Below are 16,400 nucleotides of genomic sequence, written 5' to 3' on the forward strand. Positions count from 1 at the left end.
ACAATTCGTCGAACACCTTTTGTGTTTCGACAAGAAAGGAGTTTTTTACTTATGTTATTTGACACACACGCGCATTTAAATGCAGAACAATATGATACTGATCTAGAAGAGGTTATTGAACGGGCAAAAGCTGAACAAGTGAATCGAATTGTCGTAGTGGGTTTTGACCGTCCGACCATCACACGTGCGATGGAAATGATTGAGGCATATGATTTTATTTATGCAGCCATCGGCTGGCACCCTGTTGATGCAATCGACATGACTGAGGAAGATTTAGCGTGGATAAAAGAGCTTTCTGTTCATGAAAAAGTGGTGGCGATAGGTGAAATGGGATTGGATTATCATTGGGACAAATCTCCTAAAGAGATCCAAAAAGAGGTATTCAGAAAACAAATCGCCTTAGCGAAAGAGGTCAATCTGCCTATTATCATTCATAACCGTGATGCAACGGAGGATGTCGTAACCATTTTGAAGGAGGAAGGCGCAGAAGCTGTGGGCGGAATCATGCACTGCTTTACAGGAAGTGCGGAAGTGGCGAGAGAGTGCATGAAAATGAATTTTTATTTATCATTTGGGGGACCGGTGACTTTCAAAAATGCGAAGAAGCCTAAGGAAGTCGTGAAGGAAATTCCGAATGACCGTTTGCTGATTGAAACTGATTGCCCGTTTCTCACCCCTCATCCTTTTCGCGGAAAAAGAAATGAGCCGAGCTATGTAAAATATGTGGCAGAGCAAATTGCTGAATTAAAAGGAATGACTTTCGAAGAGGTTGCTTCAATTACGACTGAAAATGCAAAAAGACTTTTCCGTATAAACTGACAAAAAACGCTAGCGGGTTTTGTAAGAGCTTGTCCTTTTCAGCGCTTATTCATAAAAGTTCTACATGCTTTCTTCTCCTCATAGGATAGGGTTGTCGACAAGTCTTTCTTCCGTTTCTCAGTGTATTTCAGGATAATGAAGAAGACACTGGGCTTTTGGGAGAAAGAGAGAGGAGGGTTGACAGCCTTTTAGATACTCTATATAATCTCTCCGAGGAGAAGGAGGCGTTTTTCATCACACAAAAAATGAAAAAGCTGTTTTCCGTAAAGCTTAGCAAAAGCAAAGTCATTCTGGTTGCTGCTTGTTTGCTTTTGGCGGGAAGCGGGACTGCGTACGCGGCTCATGAGCTGACGAAACAATCAGTCTCAGTTTCTATCAATGGCAAAAAGAAACATATACGCACACACGCAAAAACGGTCGGTGATCTTTTAGATACGCTTGATATAAAGACAAGAGACGAAGACAAGATCACACCTGCTAAACAGACAAACATAACAGCAGATATGACCGTTGTGTATGAGGCTGCAAAACCTGTCAAGCTTACAATAAACGGGGAAGAAAAGACATTATGGTCAACAGCAAAAACGGTCGGTGCATTACTGGACGAACAAGATGTTGATGTGAAAAAACACGATCAAATTGATCCCGCAATAGATACTGATATTTCGAAAGACATGAAGATTAACATAGAACCCGCATTCCAGGTTACTGTAAATGATGCAGGAAAACAAAAGAAGATCTGGACGACTTCGACTACCGTCGCTGACTTTTTAAAACAGCAAAAGATGAACATAAAAGACGAAGATAAAATCAAGCCTGCGTTAGATGCAAAGCTGACGAAAGCAAAGGCTGATATTACAATTACTCGTATCGAAAAGGTCACCGATGTAGTTGAAGAGAAAATCGCGTTCGATGTAAAAAAACAAGAAGACGCTTCTCTTGACAAAGGGAAAGAAAAGGTCGTCCAAAAAGGAAAAGAAGGCAAGCTTAAAAAACACTTCGAAGTCGTTAAAGAAAACGGCAAAGAAGTCTCCAGAGAGCTTGTGAAAGAAGAAACGGCTGAACAAAGCAAAGATAAAGTGATTGCTGTCGGCACAAAGCAAAGCAGTCCAAAGGTTGAAAAGGTCAATGCTTCCAGCGATTCAAAAACAGTTGTGTCCCGTAGCAATGAGTCAACAGGCAAAGTGATGACTGTATCATCTACGGCTTATACGGCAAGCTGCAGCGGTTGTTCAGGACATACAGCTACAGGCGTTAACTTAAAAAATAATCCGAATGCAAAAGTCATCGCTGTAGATCCAAACGTCATTCCGCTAGGCTCCAAAGTTCACGTTGAAGGCTATGGATATGCCATTGCTGCAGATACTGGTTCAGCGATTAAAGGGAGCAAAATAGACGTCTTTTTCCCGGAGAAATCATCGGCGTACCGATGGGGAAATAAAACAGTCAAAATTAAAATCTTAAATTAATATATACTTATGTATTCAGAGGGTTTTGCGCCCTCTGTTTTTTTCGTTATAATAGACAAAGTGTATTTTCTGCTTTATTAGACGCTCGACACAAGAAAAAGTTTCATGAATATACAAAAGTTTTTAATTTGTCTTGGAGGAAATAATGAAAATTAAAGAGATCATTGTGGTCGAGGGGCGTGACGATACGGCCCGCATCAAATTGGCTGTTGATGCAGACACAATTGAAACAAATGGTTCAGCCATCGATGATCATGTGATTGACCAAATCCGTTTGGCCCAGAAGACCAGAGGTGTCATTATTTTAACAGATCCGGATTTCCCGGGTGAGAAGATCCGCAAAACCATTTCAGAAGCTGTATCCGGCTGCAAGCATGCATTTTTGCCAAAACATCTTGCCAAACCTAAAAACAAGCGGGGAATCGGTGTGGAGCACGCATCGGTTGAAAGCATTAGGGCATGTTTAGAAAACGTGCACGAAGAGATGGAGGCGCAGCCGAGTGACATTTCAGCTGAGGATCTGATTCATGCCGGGCTGATTGGCGGATCTGCGGCCAAACGCCGCCGCGAACGACTGGGTGATCTATTGAAAATCGGCTATACAAATGGAAAACAGCTTCAAAAACGGCTACAAATGTTTCAAATTAAAAAAAGTGATTTTATGAGCGCGCTCGATACCGTTATGCGGGAGGAACAGAATGAATAAAGATATTGCGACACCGATAAGAACGAAAGAGATACTGAAAAAATACGGTTTTTCTTTTAAAAAGAGCTTAGGACAGAATTTCTTAATTGATACGAACATTTTAGACAGAATTGTCGATCACGCGGAAGTGACGGAGAAAACGGGTGTCATTGAAATCGGCCCGGGAATCGGGGCTTTGACCGAGCAGCTCGCCAAGCGGGCGAAAAAGGTCGCGGCATTTGAGATTGACCAGCGATTATTGCCGATTCTAAAGGATACGCTGTCTCCTTACGACAATGTCACCGTCATTCATCAGGACGTATTAAAGGCTGACGTCAAATCCGTCATTGAAGAACAATTTCAAGATTGTGATGAAATCATGGTTGTAGCCAACCTTCCTTATTACGTGACAACGCCGATTATCATGAAACTGCTTGAAGAACATCTCCCGCTGAAAGGGATTGTTGTCATGCTGCAAAAAGAAGTAGCTGAGCGCATGGCGGCAGACCCTTCATCTAAGGAATACGGTTCACTTTCAATCGCGGTCCAATTTTATACAGAAGCCAAAACGGTGATGACCGTTCCAAAAACCGTGTTTGTTCCTCAGCCTAATGTAGATTCCGCAGTCATTCGGCTAATCCTACGCGATGGCCCGGCAGTCGACGTGGAAAACGAAGCCTTTTTCTTTCAGTTGATCAAGGCAAGTTTTGCTCAGCGCCGTAAAACGCTGCTCAATAACTTAGTCAACAATCTGCCTGATGGAAAAGCACAAAAATCAAAGATTGAGCAAGTGCTGGAAGAGACAAATATTGACGGCAAGCGCCGTGGTGAATCTCTGTCTATCGAGGAGTTTGCTGCGCTGTCTAACGGATTGTATAAAGCCCTTTTTTAAAAGGGCTTTTTGTTTGCGCACCACTTGGACTGCCGCTACATAGGCTAGAGAAGGACCTTAAATTCAATGAGAAGAAAAACTTGGACTCAGCGAAAAAAGGCGCTTTCTCAAGGCTCTTTCTTTCATGATGAGGCTTAGTCTATGTGTGGAGTGAGGAACGTGCAATTTCAAATAGGAGATATGGTAGCCAGAAAATCCTATCAAATGGATGTTTTGTTTCGCATTATAGGAATAGAGCAAACAAGCAAAGGAAATTCAATCGCTATTTTGCATGGTGATGAAGTCAGGCTGATTGCTGATGCGGATATTTCTGATCTTGTAGCAGTAAAAAAAGATGAGCAAATGATGCGGAAAAAGAAAGATGAGAGCAGAATGAATGAATCGCTCGAATTGCTCCGCCAAGATTATAAGCTGCTCAGAGAAAAGCAGGAGTACTATGCGACAAGCCAGTATCAGCATCAGGAGCATTATTTCCATATGCCGGGCAAGGTGCTTCATTTGGACGGCGATGAAGCATATCTGAAAAAATGCCTGAATGTCTATAAAAAAATTGGAGTGCCCGTCTATGGCATCCATTGCCATGAAAAGAAAATGTCTGCTTCTATTGAAGAATTACTCGACAAATATCGACCTGACATCTTGGTGATAACAGGGCATGATGCATACTCAAAGCAAAAGGGTGAGATTGATGATTTGAACGCGTACAGACATTCAAAGCATTTTGTTGAAACGGTTCAAAACGCCCGAAAAAAGATCCCTCACTTAGATCAGCTTGTTATTTTTGCGGGGGCTTGCCAATCCCACTTTGAATCGCTCATAAGGGCGGGGGCAAATTTCGCGAGTTCACCGTCAAGAGTAAACATTCATGCGCTTGATCCGGTGTATATCGTCGCGAAAATCAGCTTTACGCCGTTTATGGAACGAATTAATGTATGGGAAGTGCTCCGTAATACGCTGACAAGAGAGAAAGGGCTTGGAGGTATAGAAACAAGAGGAGTACTGAGAATTGGAATGCCATATAAGTCCAATTAACAGATGAAAACCTGCATCTATGCGGGTTTTTTATTTTACATAATGATACATAATTTACCGAAACTTGCGGAAAATAATTGAGGAATCATAGAATTTTGTCAAAATAATTTTGTTGACAACGTCTTATCAACGTTGATATAATTTAAATTTTATTTGACAAAAATGGGCTCATGTTGTACAATAAGTATAGTGAGGTGGATGCAATGGCGAAGACGTTGTCCGACATTAAAAGATCGCTTGATGGGAATTTAGGTAAAAGGCTGACGTTAAAGGCAAACGGTGGCCGCCGAAAAACAATTGAGCGCTCGGGCATTTTAGCTGAGACGTACCCTTCTGTTTTTGTGATACAACTAGATCAAGACGAGAACTCGTTTGAAAGAGTTTCATACAGTTACGCTGATATTTTGACTGAGACTGTTGAGCTGACTTTTAATGATGACGCCGCAAGCTCAGTGGCATTTTAACGGGCAGTGAACCTTTTGTTTACTGCTTTTTGTTTTGCCCTTTTTTTGTTTCCATTAATTTTAACGAAAGTTTCATCTGTTATTAACAAAAGATAAAAACGGTCACATATTATCGTGACGTGCACGAATGGCTATCACTTCTAAAAAAGGGGTTGTTTCGTTTGGGCAGACGTCGTGGAGTTATGTCAGATGAGTTTAAATATGAGCTGGCTAAAGACCTTGGTTTTTATGACACAGTGAAAAATGGCGGCTGGGGCGAAATTCGCGCCCGCGATGCCGGTAACATGGTAAAGCGCGCCATTGAAATCGCTGAACAGCAAATGGCTCAGAATCAGAATAACCGATAAGGATGTGACCCGGGGGACGTGCTGTTCCCCGGTTTTTATTTTGGATATAAATACATAATAGGCTGCAATATGGATATGTTCATCCTGTACTTCAAATGTGATACAATGTTCATACTTATGTTTAGATGGAGAAGTAGGTGAAAGCTATGCGTATTTTAGAAAAAGCGCCAGCGAAGATCAATCTGTCACTTGATGTCACCCGAAAACGCCCGGATGGCTACCATGAAGTCGAAATGATCATGACGACGATTGATTTAGCGGATCGGATTGAATTGACGGAGCTGGCAGAGGATGAAGTGAGAGTCTCCTCCCACAACCGTTTTGTGCCTGATGATCAAAGAAACTTAGCTTATCAGGCTGCCAAACTGATCAAGGACAGATACAACGTAAAAAAGGGAGTTTCCATCATGATTACGAAGATGATTCCGGTGGCTGCTGGTCTTGCCGGCGGAAGCAGTGATGCGGCGGCGACGCTCAGAGGGCTGAACAGACTGTGGAATTTAAATCTCTCTGCAGAAACGCTTGCCGAGCTTGGAGCGGAAATTGGCTCCGACGTTTCATTTTGTGTCTATGGCGGAACTGCACTGGCAACTGGACGCGGCGAGAAAATTAAACACATCAGCACGCCTCCGCACTGCTGGGTCATTTTAGCGAAACCGACAATCGGTGTTTCAACTGCTGAAGTGTACAGACAGCTGAAGCTGGATGATGTTGAGCATCCCGATGTACATGGCATGATTGAAGCTATAGAGGAAAAGAGTTTTCAAAAGATGTGCAGCCGTTTAGGCAATGTGCTTGAATCTGTTACGCTTGATATACATCCTGAAGTTGCGATGATCAAAAACCAGATGAAACGCTTTGGCGCAGACGCCGTGTTAATGAGCGGGAGCGGACCGACCGTGTTTGGACTGGTTCAGTATGAGTCGAAGGTGCAGAGAATTTATAACGGGTTAAGAGGCTTCTGCGATCAGGTTTATGCGGTGAGAATGATCGGCGAACAGAACGCTCTTGATTAAATCCGTATGTTAAGTTATATTGATCTTAAAATATTCGGATTTTGGGGGTAAGTTCATGAAGTTTCGTCGCAGCGGCAGATTGGTGGACTTAACAAATTACTTGTTAACCCATCCGCACGAGTTAATACCGCTAACCTTTTTTTCTGAGCGGTATGAATCTGCAAAATCATCGATCAGTGAAGATTTAACAATTATTAAGCAAACCTTTGAGCAGCAGGGGATTGGTACTTTGCTTACTGTTCCCGGAGCTGCCGGAGGCGTCAAATATATTCCGAAAATGAAACAGGCTGAAGCTGAAGAGTTTGTGCAGACACTTGGACAGTCGCTGGCAAATCCTGAACGTATCCTTCCGGGCGGTTATGTATATTTAACGGATATCTTAGGAAAGCCATCTGTACTCTCTAAGGTAGGGAAGCTGTTTGCTTCTGTGTTTGCAGAGCGCAAAATTGATGTTGTCATGACCGTTGCCACTAAAGGCATCCCTCTGGCGTACGCGGCTGCGAGCTATCTGAATGTGCCTGTCGTCATTGTTCGCAAAGATAACAAGGTAACAGAAGGCTCTACAGTCAGCATTAACTACGTCTCAGGCTCATCAAACCGCATTCAAACGATGTCACTTGCGAAAAGAAGCATGAAAACGGGTTCAAACGTACTCATTATTGATGACTTTATGAAAGCAGGCGGCACAATTAATGGTATGATTAACCTGTTAGATGAGTTTAACGCAAATGTGGCGGGGATCGGCGTCTTGGTTGAAGCCGAAGGAGTAGATGAACGTCTTGTTGATGAATATATGTCACTTCTTACTCTTTCAACCATCAACATGAAAGAGAAGTCCATTGAAATTCAGAATGGCAATTTTCTGCGTTTTTTTAAAGACAATCTTTTAAAGAATGGAGAGACAGAATCATGACAAAAGCAGTCCACACAAAACATGCCCCAGCGGCAATCGGGCCTTACTCACAAGGGATTATCGTAAATAATATGTTTTACAGCTCAGGCCAAATTCCTTTGACTCCTTCAGGTGAAATGGTGAACGGTGATATTAAAGAGCAGACTCATCAAGTATTCAGCAACTTAAAAGCGGTGCTGGAAGAAGCAGGCGCTTCTTTAGAAACAGTTGTAAAAGCAACTGTATTTATTGCGGATATGGAACAGTTTGCAGAAGTAAACGAAGTGTACGGGCAATATTTTGACACTCACAAACCGGCGAGATCTTGTGTTGAAGTCGCGAGACTGCCGAAGGACGCCCTAGTCGAAATCGAAGTTATTGCATTGGTGAAATAATAATAATAAGTGATTCTGGGAGATCCTCGGAATCACTTTTTTTATTTACCTTATGCCCGAAATAAAAGCGTTATGTCCTAATTGTGTAACTATATCCTATTTTTTCAAAAAATATTTTAAAAACGAGCAGGATTTCAGAAAAAATCGTGGAATTGATACACTAATGCTTTTATATAGGGAAAAGGTGGTGAACTACTGTGGAAGTTACTGACGTAAGATTACGCCGCGTGAATACCGATGGTCGCATGAGAGCGATTGCATCCATCACGCTGGATCACGAATTTGTTGTTCATGATATTCGTGTGATTGATGGAAACAATGGTCTTTTCGTTGCGATGCCGAGTAAACGCACCCCTGATGGAGAGTTCCGAGATATTGCTCATCCTATTAATTCAAGCACGCGAGGAAAGATTCAAGATGCCGTGTTAAATGAGTATCATCGTATGGGTGACACTGAAGCATTAGAATTCGAAGAAGCTGGAGCTTCTTAAAAAATAACCAAAAAGCAAGGACTGCTGAAAGGGCTGACAAAAGCCTTTGCCGGCAGTCCTTTTTTAATTCTGATTTTTCAAACTTAATTTCTCTCAATAGAAAATTCTTGCACTTCATGAAGTCTCCTTGAAATCAGAAGATATTTAGGATATATTTTTCTATGGATAAAAGGGATATTGGAGGCCAATAAATGGATAAGCGGTTTGCAGTTGTTTTAGCGGCTGGACAAGGAACAAGAATGAAATCGAAGCTTTATAAAGTCCTTCATCCAGTTTGCGGTAAGCCTATGGCAGAGCACGTCGTGGATGAAGCCTTAAAGTTATCTTTATCGAAGCTTGTCACGATTGTCGGACATGGTGCGGAAGAAGTGAAAAAGCAGCTTGGTGATAAAAGCGAGTATGCGCTTCAAGCAGAACAGCTTGGCACTGCTCATGCTGTAAAACAGGCACAGCCATTTCTTGCTGACGAAAAAGGCGTCACAATTGTCATTTGCGGAGATACGCCGCTTTTAACAGCTGAGACAATGGAACAGATGCTGAAAGAACATACACAAAGAGAAGCGAAAGCTACGATTTTAACTGCGGTTGCAGAAGATCCAACCGGATACGGACGTATTATTCGCAGCGAAAATGGAGCGGTTCAAAAAATTGTTGAGCATAAGGACGCCTCTGAAGAAGAACGTCTTGTAACTGAGATCAATACCGGTACGTATTGTTTTGACAATGAAGCGCTATTCCGGGCCATTGATCAGGTGTCTAATGATAATGCTCAAGGTGAGTATTATTTGCCGGATGTCATAGAGATTCTTAAAAACGAAGGCGAAACTGTTGCCGCTTACCAGACTGGTAATTTCCAAGAAACACTCGGAGTTAATGATAGAGTCGCTCTTTCTCAGGCAGAACAATTTATGAAAGAGTGTATTAATAAACGGCATATGCAAAATGGCGTAACGCTGATTGACCCGATGAACACGTATATTTCTCCTGACGCTGTTATCGGAAGCGATACTGTTATTTATCCTGGAACAGTGATTAAAGGTGAGGTGCAAATCGGAGAAGATACGATTATCGGACCTCATACGGAGATTATGAATAGTTCTATTGGGAGCCGTACGGTGATTAAACAATCGGTAGTCAATCACAGTCAAGTGGGGAATGATGTAAACATAGGACCTTTTGCTCACATCAGACCTGATTCTGTCATCGGGAATGAAGTGAAGATCGGAAATTTTGTTGAAATCAAAAAGACTCAATTCGGAGACCGAAGCAAGGCTTCTCATTTAAGCTATGTCGGTGATGCTGAGGTAGGCACAGATGTAAACTTGGGCTGCGGTTCAATAACTGTCAATTATGATGGAAAGAATAAATATTTGACGAAAATTGAAGACGGCGCGTTTATCGGCTGCAATTCCAACTTGGTTGCCCCTGTCACAGTCGGAGAAGGCGCTTATGTTGCTGCTGGTTCAACTGTTACGGAAGATGTACCTGGAAAAGCGCTTGCTATTGCCAGAGCGAGACAAGTAAATAAAGACGATTATGTGAAAAATATTCATAAAAAATAATCCTAAATTCGGAGGTTTATCCATGTCTAATCAATACGGAGATAAGAATTTAAAGATTTTTTCTTTGAATTCGAATCCAGAGCTTGCAAAAGAAATCGCAGATATAGTTGGAGTTCAATTAGGGAAATGTTCTGTCACAAGATTTAGTGACGGGGAAGTCCAAATTAATATCGAAGAAAGTATTCGCGGATGTGACTGCTATATCATCCAGTCTACAAGTGCCCCCGTTAACGAGCATATTATGGAACTGTTAATTATGGTAGATGCGTTAAAACGTGCTTCTGCAAAAACGATTAACATTGTTATTCCTTATTATGGTTATGCGCGTCAAGACAGAAAAGCAAGATCCCGTGAACCAATCACAGCAAAACTTTTCGCAAACCTGCTTGAAACAGCTGGTGCTACTCGCGTAATTGCACTTGACCTGCATGCGCCGCAAATTCAAGGATTCTTTGATATACCGATTGACCACTTAATGGGTGTTCCGATTTTAGGAGAATATTTTGAAGGCAAAAACCTTGAAGATATCGTCATTGTTTCACCAGACCACGGCGGTGTGACACGCGCCCGCAAACTGGCTGACCGACTAAAAGCGCCGATTGCGATAATCGATAAACGCCGTCCGCGTCCAAACGTGGCGGAAGTCATGAATATTGTAGGTAATATCGAAGGGAAGACCGCTATCCTTATCGATGACATTATCGATACTGCAGGTACCATTACACTTGCTGCTAATGCGCTCGTTGAAAACGGAGCGAAAGAGGTATATGCATGCTGCACACACCCTGTACTATCAGGTCCTGCTGTTGAACGTATTAATAATTCAACAATCAAAGAGCTTGTTGTGACAAACAGCATCAAGCTTCCTGAAGAAAAGAAAATTGAACGGTTTAAGCAGCTTTCAGTCGGACCGCTTTTGGCTGAAGCCATTATTCGTGTTCATGAGCAGCAATCAGTCAGCTATCTGTTCAGCTAAACCGACTTTTGAGGTTTAAATCCTTATCGTTATGGGTATTGTTTGTAGTAGGACAATAAAACGATTATAGGATGGTGCTGAATATGGCAACTTTAACGGCAAAAGAAAGAACGGATTTTACTCGTTCGTCTCTTCGGAATATCCGTACTTCAGGACATGTTCCAGGTATCATATATGGGAAAGACACGGGAAACAAACCTGTATCATTAGACAGTGTGGAGCTGATCAAAACGCTGAGGGACGAAGGTAAAAATACAGTTATCACGCTTGACGTCAGCGGAGAAAAACATTCTGTCATGGTGACAGACCTGCAAACGGACCCGCTGAAAAATGAAGTCACTCATGCTGACTTTCAAGTGGTCAATATGAGTGAAGACATTGAGGTGGAAGTTCCGATTCATTTGACCGGAGAAGCCATCGGAGTGAAAAACGGAGGCGTATTGCAGCAGCCGCTGCATGCACTTACTGTAAAGGCAAAGCCAAAAGCCATTCCGCAAACGATTGAGGCTGATATTTCAAACCTTGATGTAAATGAGGTACTCACTATTGCGGATCTGGCTGCTGACGGTGACTACGCCTTTAATCAAGAATCAGATGAGGTTGTAGCTTCTATCCTTCCTCCGCAGCAGCAGGAAGCAGCTGAGATAGATGAAGAGGAATCTGCCGATGCTCAGCCTGAAGGTGAAAACAAAGAACAATAATAGCTTAAGGCGTAACCCTCCCGCGGTTACGTCTTTTGTGCTAGAATGAGAAGAATTATAGCCCGCTATGCAGACGGGAGTTTATGTGACTAAGGGAGGATTCGCCATGCTTGTGATTGCCGGTCTCGGAAACCCGGGGAAAAACTATGAAAACACACGGCATAATGTCGGATTTATGGTGATAGATCAGCTTGCGAAGGAATGGAATATTGAGCTGAATCAAAGTAAATTTAATGGATTATACGGAACCGGATTTGTTTCCGGCAAAAAGGTTCTACTTGTTAAACCGCTTACATATATGAATTTATCAGGAGAATGTTTGCGGCCTTTAATGGACTATTATGATGTCGAAAACGAAGATTTAACAGTCGTTTACGACGATCTTGATCTTCCGGCTGGCAAGATCCGTTTAAGAACAAAAGGAAGCGCCGGAGGACACAATGGCATCAAATCATTGATCCAGCATCTTGGAACATCCGAGTTTGATCGCATCCGCATCGGAATCGGCCGGCCTGTAAACGGCGTGAAGGTCGTTGACTATGTGTTAGGCTCCTTCACCAAGGAGGAGGCACCTGATATTGGTGAAGCGATCGAAAAATCTGTGAAGGCTTGTGAAGCTTCTCTGAGCAAGCCGTTTTTAGAAGTCATGAACGAATTTAACGCAAAGGTATAAAATGAATCAACAAAGCCCATACTACACCAAAATAACTTTTTCATCAGGAGGTCCCTTGTATGGCTTTGCATTATTATTGCCGTCATTGCGGAGTGAAAGTAGGCAGTCTCGAATCTTCCATGGTATCGACTGACTCACTCGGTTTTCAGCACTTAACAAACGAAGAAAGAAACGATATGATTTCTTATAAAGAAAATGGAGATGTTCAAGTTTTGACCATATGTGAAGATTGCCAAGAGGCGCTTGACCGAAATCCGCATTACCACGAACATCACACATTTATTCAATAAAAAGCTTTGGTGTAGATACTAGACCAAAGCGTTTTTCTGTTCTCACAGGAAACAGAGAGGAGGGGCCATATGGACAACATTCAAACCTTTATAAAAGAAAGCGATGACTTTAAATCCATCATCAACGGTTTACACGAGGGGCTGAAGGAACAGCTGCTCGCGGGTCTGTCGGGTTCCGCGCGTTCTGTTTTTACTTCTGCCTTGGCTAATGAAACGAATAAGCCTATCTTTCTAATCACCCATAATTTATATCAAGCCCAGAAAGTAACGGATGATCTGACTGTACTCCTAGGGGATCGATCTGTCCTTTTGTACCCCGTTAATGAACTCATTTCATCAGAAATAGCAGTCGCAAGCCCCGAATTACGGGCGCAGCGATTAGATGTCATTAATAGATTAACGAATGGAGAAGCGCCAATTGTCGTTGCTCCTGTAGCTGCAATCAGAAGAATGCTGCCGCCTGTAGAGGTGTGGAAAAACAGTCAAATGCTCATTCAAGTTGGCCATGATATCGAACCTGATCAGCTCGCATCACGGCTAGTAGAGGTAGGATATGAGCGGTCTGATATGGTATCTGCACCCGGGGAATTCAGCATTCGGGGAGGAATCATTGACATATACCCGCTAACTTCAGAGCATCCGGTGAGAATTGAACTTTTTGACACCGAAGTGGATTCAATCCGCAGCTTTAACTCAGATGATCAGCGGTCAATTGAGACCCTTACCTCTATCAATGTTGGTCCTGCTAAGGAACTGATTATCAGATCTGAAGAAAAAGTTCGGGCGATGGAGAGAATTGATAAAGGCCTTGCCGCAAGCCTAAAAAAATTAAAGAACGACAAGCAAAAAGAAATTCTTCATACGAATATTTCTCATGACAAAGAACGCTTGTCTGAAGGTCAGACAGATCAGGAACTGGTGAAGTATCTCTCATACTTCTATGAAAAGCCTGCTAGTTTACTAGATTATACACCTGATAACACACTTCTGATTTTAGATGAAGTTAGCCGGATTCATGAGATGGAAGAGCAGCTCCAAAAAGAAGAAGCGGAGTTCATAACAAACCTTCTTGAGGAAGGGAAGATTTTGCATGACATCAGTTTGTCATTCAACTTCCAAAAAATAGTATCTGAGCAAAAACGGTCTCTGCTGTACTATTCTTTATTTTTGCGGCATGTACAGCATACGAGCCCGCAAAATATCGTCAATGTGTCAAGCAGACAAATGCAGAGTTTTCATGGCCAAATGAACGTGCTCGCGGGTGAAATGGAACGCTTTAAAAAATCAAACTTCACCGTTGTATTCTTAGGTGCAGACAAGGAACGTACACAGAGGTTATCTTCTGTTCTGTCTGATTATGAAATCGAAGCCGCCGTGACGGACAGCAAAAAAGCGCTTGTGCAGGGACAGGTCTATATCATGGAAGGTGAGCTGCAATCGGGATTTGAGCTGCCATTAATGAAGCTTGCTGTTATTACAGAAGAAGAACTGTTCAAAAACCGTGTGAAAAAGAAGCCTCGTAAACAGAAGCTTACAAATGCAGAGCGCATCAAGAGCTATTCCGAGCTTCAAATCGGTGATTATGTCGTTCATATTAATCACGGGATCGGAAAGTATTTGGGGATTGAAACCCTTGAAATCAATGGGATCCACAAAGACTATTTAAACATTCATTATCAGGGAAGCGACAAGCTATACGTACCTGTCGAGCAAATTGACCAAGTGCAAAAGTATGTTGGCTCCGAAGGAAAAGAGCCGAAGCTGTATAAATTAGGCGGAAGCGAATGGAAGCGGGTCAAGAAAAAAGTAGAGACATCGGTTCAGGATATTGCTGACGACTTAATTAAGCTTTATGCCGAAAGGGAAGCGAGCAAAGGCTACGCGTTTACTCCTGATCATGAGATGCAGCGGGAATTTGAATCGGCGTTCCCTTATCAAGAGACTGAGGATCAGCTCCGTTCCATTCACGAAATCAAAAAGGACATGGAACGAGAACGTCCGATGGACCGCTTGCTATGTGGAGATGTGGGCTATGGAAAAACAGAGGTTGCTATACGTGCTGCATTTAAGGCGATAGGTGACGGAAAGCAGGTAGCGCTGCTTGTTCCGACAACAATTTTGGCACAGCAGCACTATGAAACCATTACTGAGCGCTTTCAGGACTATCCGATTAATATCGGCCTGCTCAGCAGATTCAGAACGAGGAAAGAAGCGAACGAAACGCTCAAAGGATTGAAAAACGGTACTGTTGATATCGTCATCGGAACGCACCGGCTGCTATCCAAAGATGTCGTTTATAAAGACTTAGGGCTCCTTATCATTGATGAAGAGCAGCGTTTCGGTGTAACCCATAAAGAAAAGATCAAGCAGATCAAAGCCAATGTGGATGTATTAACATTAACCGCGACGCCTATTCCACGTACGCTGCATATGTCTATGCTTGGCGTAAGGGATCTTTCAGTCATTGAGACTCCGCCGGAAAACCGCTTCCCCGTACAGACGTATGTTGTGGAATACAACGGCGCCCTTGTCAGAGAGGCGATTGAACGTGAGCTTGCGCGCGGAGGCCAGGTCTATTTCTTGTACAACCGGGTTGAGGATATTGAACGGAAAGCGGATGAGATCTCTATGCTGGTCCCTGACGCGAAGGTAGCGTATGCGCATGGGAAAATGACAGAAAACGAACTAGAAACCGTTATGCTAAGTTTTCTTGAAGGAGAATCAGACGTTCTCGTTAGCACAACCATTATTGAAACCGGCGTAGACATCCCGAACGTCAATACGCTGATTGTATTTGACGCCGACAAAATGGGACTTTCTCAGCTTTATCAGCTGCGGGGGCGTGTCGGCCGTTCTAATCGTGTGGCGTATGCGTACTTTACGTACCGCCGCGATAAAGTACTGACAGAAGTTGCTGAAAAAAGGCTGCAGGCCATTAAAGAATTCACAGAGCTTGGTTCCGGTTTTAAAATCGCAATGCGTGATTTAACGATACGCGGAGCCGGGAATCTTCTCGGCGCCCAGCAGCACGGCTTCATCGACTCGGTCGGATTTGACCTCTATTCACAAATGCTGAAGGAGGCCATTGAAGAGCGTAAAGGAGACACAGCGAAAACGGAGAAGTTTGAAACAGAAATTGATGTCGAGCTTGATGCCTATATTCCTGAAACTTATATTCAAGACGGAAAACAGAAAATTGATATGTATAAACGCTTCAGGTCTGTGGCTACAATCGAAGAAAAGAACGAACTTCAAGACGAAATGATCGACCGATTTGGAAACTATCCAAAAGAAGTTGAATACTTGTTTACTGTTGCAGAAATGAAGGTTCATGCGAAACATGAACGTGTTGAGCTGATTAAGCAGGATAAAGATGCTGTCAGATTGACGATTTCTGAAGAAGCAAGTGCTGAAATTGACGGACAGAAGCTGTTTGAGCTCGGCAATAAATATGGCAGACAAATCGGACTGGGAATGGAAGGAAAAAAACTCAAAATTTCCATACAGACGAAAGGCCGCAGTGCCGATGAATGGCTCGAAACCGTGCTGGGCATGCTGAAAGGCTTAAAAAATGTGAAAAAGCAAACCATTTCTTCAACGTAAATTTTGTTACTCTCTGGTGTATATTACATTTGATGTGACGGATACTAATTTCAAGCGAGGCGGAAGGTACATAAAGTAACTGCTTTAGGTCTT

Annotated in this window: 17 protein-coding genes; all 17 read left to right on the forward strand. The window is 42.8% G+C overall.

Annotated features, from left to right (window positions below):
• Window positions 1–51 precede the first annotated feature (51 nt).
• The 17 genes from V6D41_RS20490 (at window position 52) to mfd (ending at window position 16,307) form a co-directional block, all read left to right on the forward strand.
• Window positions 52–819 (forward strand): TatD family hydrolase, encoded by a 768-nt coding sequence (locus V6D41_RS20490; RefSeq protein WP_148964453.1) that lies wholly within the window; start codon window positions 52–54, stop codon window positions 817–819.
• 155 nt (window positions 820–974) lie between these two features.
• The gene (locus tag V6D41_RS20495) at window positions 975–2,288 is read left to right on the forward strand and encodes a ubiquitin-like domain-containing protein (RefSeq protein ID WP_333519469.1); all 1,314 of its coding nucleotides are present in this window, start codon (window positions 975–977) and stop codon (window positions 2,286–2,288) included.
• A gap of 145 nt (window positions 2,289–2,433) precedes the next feature.
• Window positions 2,434–2,994, forward strand: coding sequence for a ribonuclease M5 (gene rnmV / locus V6D41_RS20500; protein WP_333519470.1), 561 nt, complete (start codon window positions 2,434–2,436; stop codon window positions 2,992–2,994).
• Window positions 2,987–3,865 (forward strand): 16S rRNA (adenine(1518)-N(6)/adenine(1519)-N(6))-dimethyltransferase RsmA, encoded by an 879-nt coding sequence (rsmA, locus tag V6D41_RS20505; RefSeq protein ID WP_087991881.1) that lies wholly within the window; start codon window positions 2,987–2,989, stop codon window positions 3,863–3,865. The genes rnmV and rsmA overlap by 8 nt, the downstream gene beginning before the upstream one ends.
• Window positions 3,866–4,024: 159 nt before the next feature.
• Window positions 4,025–4,897: a sporulation-specific protease PrtG gene (gene prtG / locus V6D41_RS20510; protein ID WP_087991880.1), complete on the forward strand. Its 873-nt coding sequence runs from the start codon at window positions 4,025–4,027 to the stop codon at window positions 4,895–4,897.
• 203 nt (window positions 4,898–5,100) lie between these two features.
• Window positions 5,101–5,361: a biofilm formation stimulator Veg gene (veg, locus tag V6D41_RS20515; RefSeq protein WP_003218330.1), complete on the forward strand. Its 261-nt coding sequence runs from the start codon at window positions 5,101–5,103 to the stop codon at window positions 5,359–5,361.
• Window positions 5,362–5,522: 161 nt separating this feature from the next.
• Complete coding sequence (locus V6D41_RS20520) at window positions 5,523–5,708, forward strand: small, acid-soluble spore protein, alpha/beta type (protein WP_003218333.1); 186 nt, start codon at window positions 5,523–5,525, stop codon at window positions 5,706–5,708.
• Between the two features lie 146 nt (window positions 5,709–5,854).
• Window positions 5,855–6,724 carry a 4-(cytidine 5'-diphospho)-2-C-methyl-D-erythritol kinase gene (ispE, locus tag V6D41_RS20525; protein ID WP_148964481.1) on the forward strand — a complete coding sequence of 290 codons (870 nt, stop codon included), beginning with the start codon at window positions 5,855–5,857 and terminating at the stop codon, window positions 6,722–6,724.
• 55 nt (window positions 6,725–6,779) lie between these two features.
• Entirely contained in the window at window positions 6,780–7,637 is an 858-nt protein-coding gene (gene purR, locus V6D41_RS20530; protein WP_087991878.1) for a pur operon repressor, read from the forward strand.
• On the forward strand, window positions 7,634–8,011 hold the full coding sequence (ridA, locus tag V6D41_RS20535; protein ID WP_003218344.1) for a 2-iminobutanoate/2-iminopropanoate deaminase: 378 nt from the start codon (window positions 7,634–7,636) through the stop codon (window positions 8,009–8,011). The genes purR and ridA overlap by 4 nt, the downstream gene beginning before the upstream one ends.
• 197 nt (window positions 8,012–8,208) lie before the next feature.
• Window positions 8,209–8,502, forward strand: a complete 294-nt coding sequence (gene spoVG, locus V6D41_RS20540; RefSeq protein ID WP_087991877.1) for a septation regulator SpoVG — start codon at window positions 8,209–8,211, stop codon at window positions 8,500–8,502.
• A 191-nt stretch (window positions 8,503–8,693) separates the two neighbouring features.
• Complete coding sequence (gene glmU / locus V6D41_RS20545) at window positions 8,694–10,064, forward strand: bifunctional UDP-N-acetylglucosamine diphosphorylase/glucosamine-1-phosphate N-acetyltransferase GlmU (RefSeq protein WP_333519471.1); 1,371 nt, start codon at window positions 8,694–8,696, stop codon at window positions 10,062–10,064.
• Between the two features lie 22 nt (window positions 10,065–10,086).
• On the forward strand, window positions 10,087–11,040 hold the full coding sequence (locus tag V6D41_RS20550; protein WP_064814082.1) for a ribose-phosphate diphosphokinase: 954 nt from the start codon (window positions 10,087–10,089) through the stop codon (window positions 11,038–11,040).
• Between the two features lie 83 nt (window positions 11,041–11,123).
• A complete protein-coding gene (locus V6D41_RS20555) occupies window positions 11,124–11,741 on the forward strand; it encodes a 50S ribosomal protein L25/general stress protein Ctc (protein ID WP_148964458.1) in 618 nt (205 codons plus the stop codon).
• A 106-nt stretch (window positions 11,742–11,847) separates the two neighbouring features.
• Window positions 11,848–12,414 (forward strand): aminoacyl-tRNA hydrolase, encoded by a 567-nt coding sequence (gene pth, locus V6D41_RS20560; protein ID WP_333519472.1) that lies wholly within the window; start codon window positions 11,848–11,850, stop codon window positions 12,412–12,414.
• Window positions 12,415–12,473: 59 nt separating this feature from the next.
• The gene (gene fin / locus V6D41_RS20565; RefSeq protein WP_087991873.1) at window positions 12,474–12,704 is read left to right on the forward strand and encodes an anti-sigma-F factor Fin; all 231 of its coding nucleotides are present in this window, start codon (window positions 12,474–12,476) and stop codon (window positions 12,702–12,704) included.
• A 69-nt stretch (window positions 12,705–12,773) separates the two neighbouring features.
• Complete coding sequence (gene mfd, locus V6D41_RS20570) at window positions 12,774–16,307, forward strand: transcription-repair coupling factor (RefSeq protein ID WP_333519473.1); 3,534 nt, start codon at window positions 12,774–12,776, stop codon at window positions 16,305–16,307.
• Window positions 16,308–16,400 lie beyond the last annotated feature (93 nt).

The sequence above is a fragment of the Bacillus sp. 0102A genome (assembly GCF_036765155.1).
GTDB classification, from domain to species: domain Bacteria; phylum Bacillota; class Bacilli; order Bacillales; family Bacillaceae; genus Bacillus; species Bacillus subtilis_G.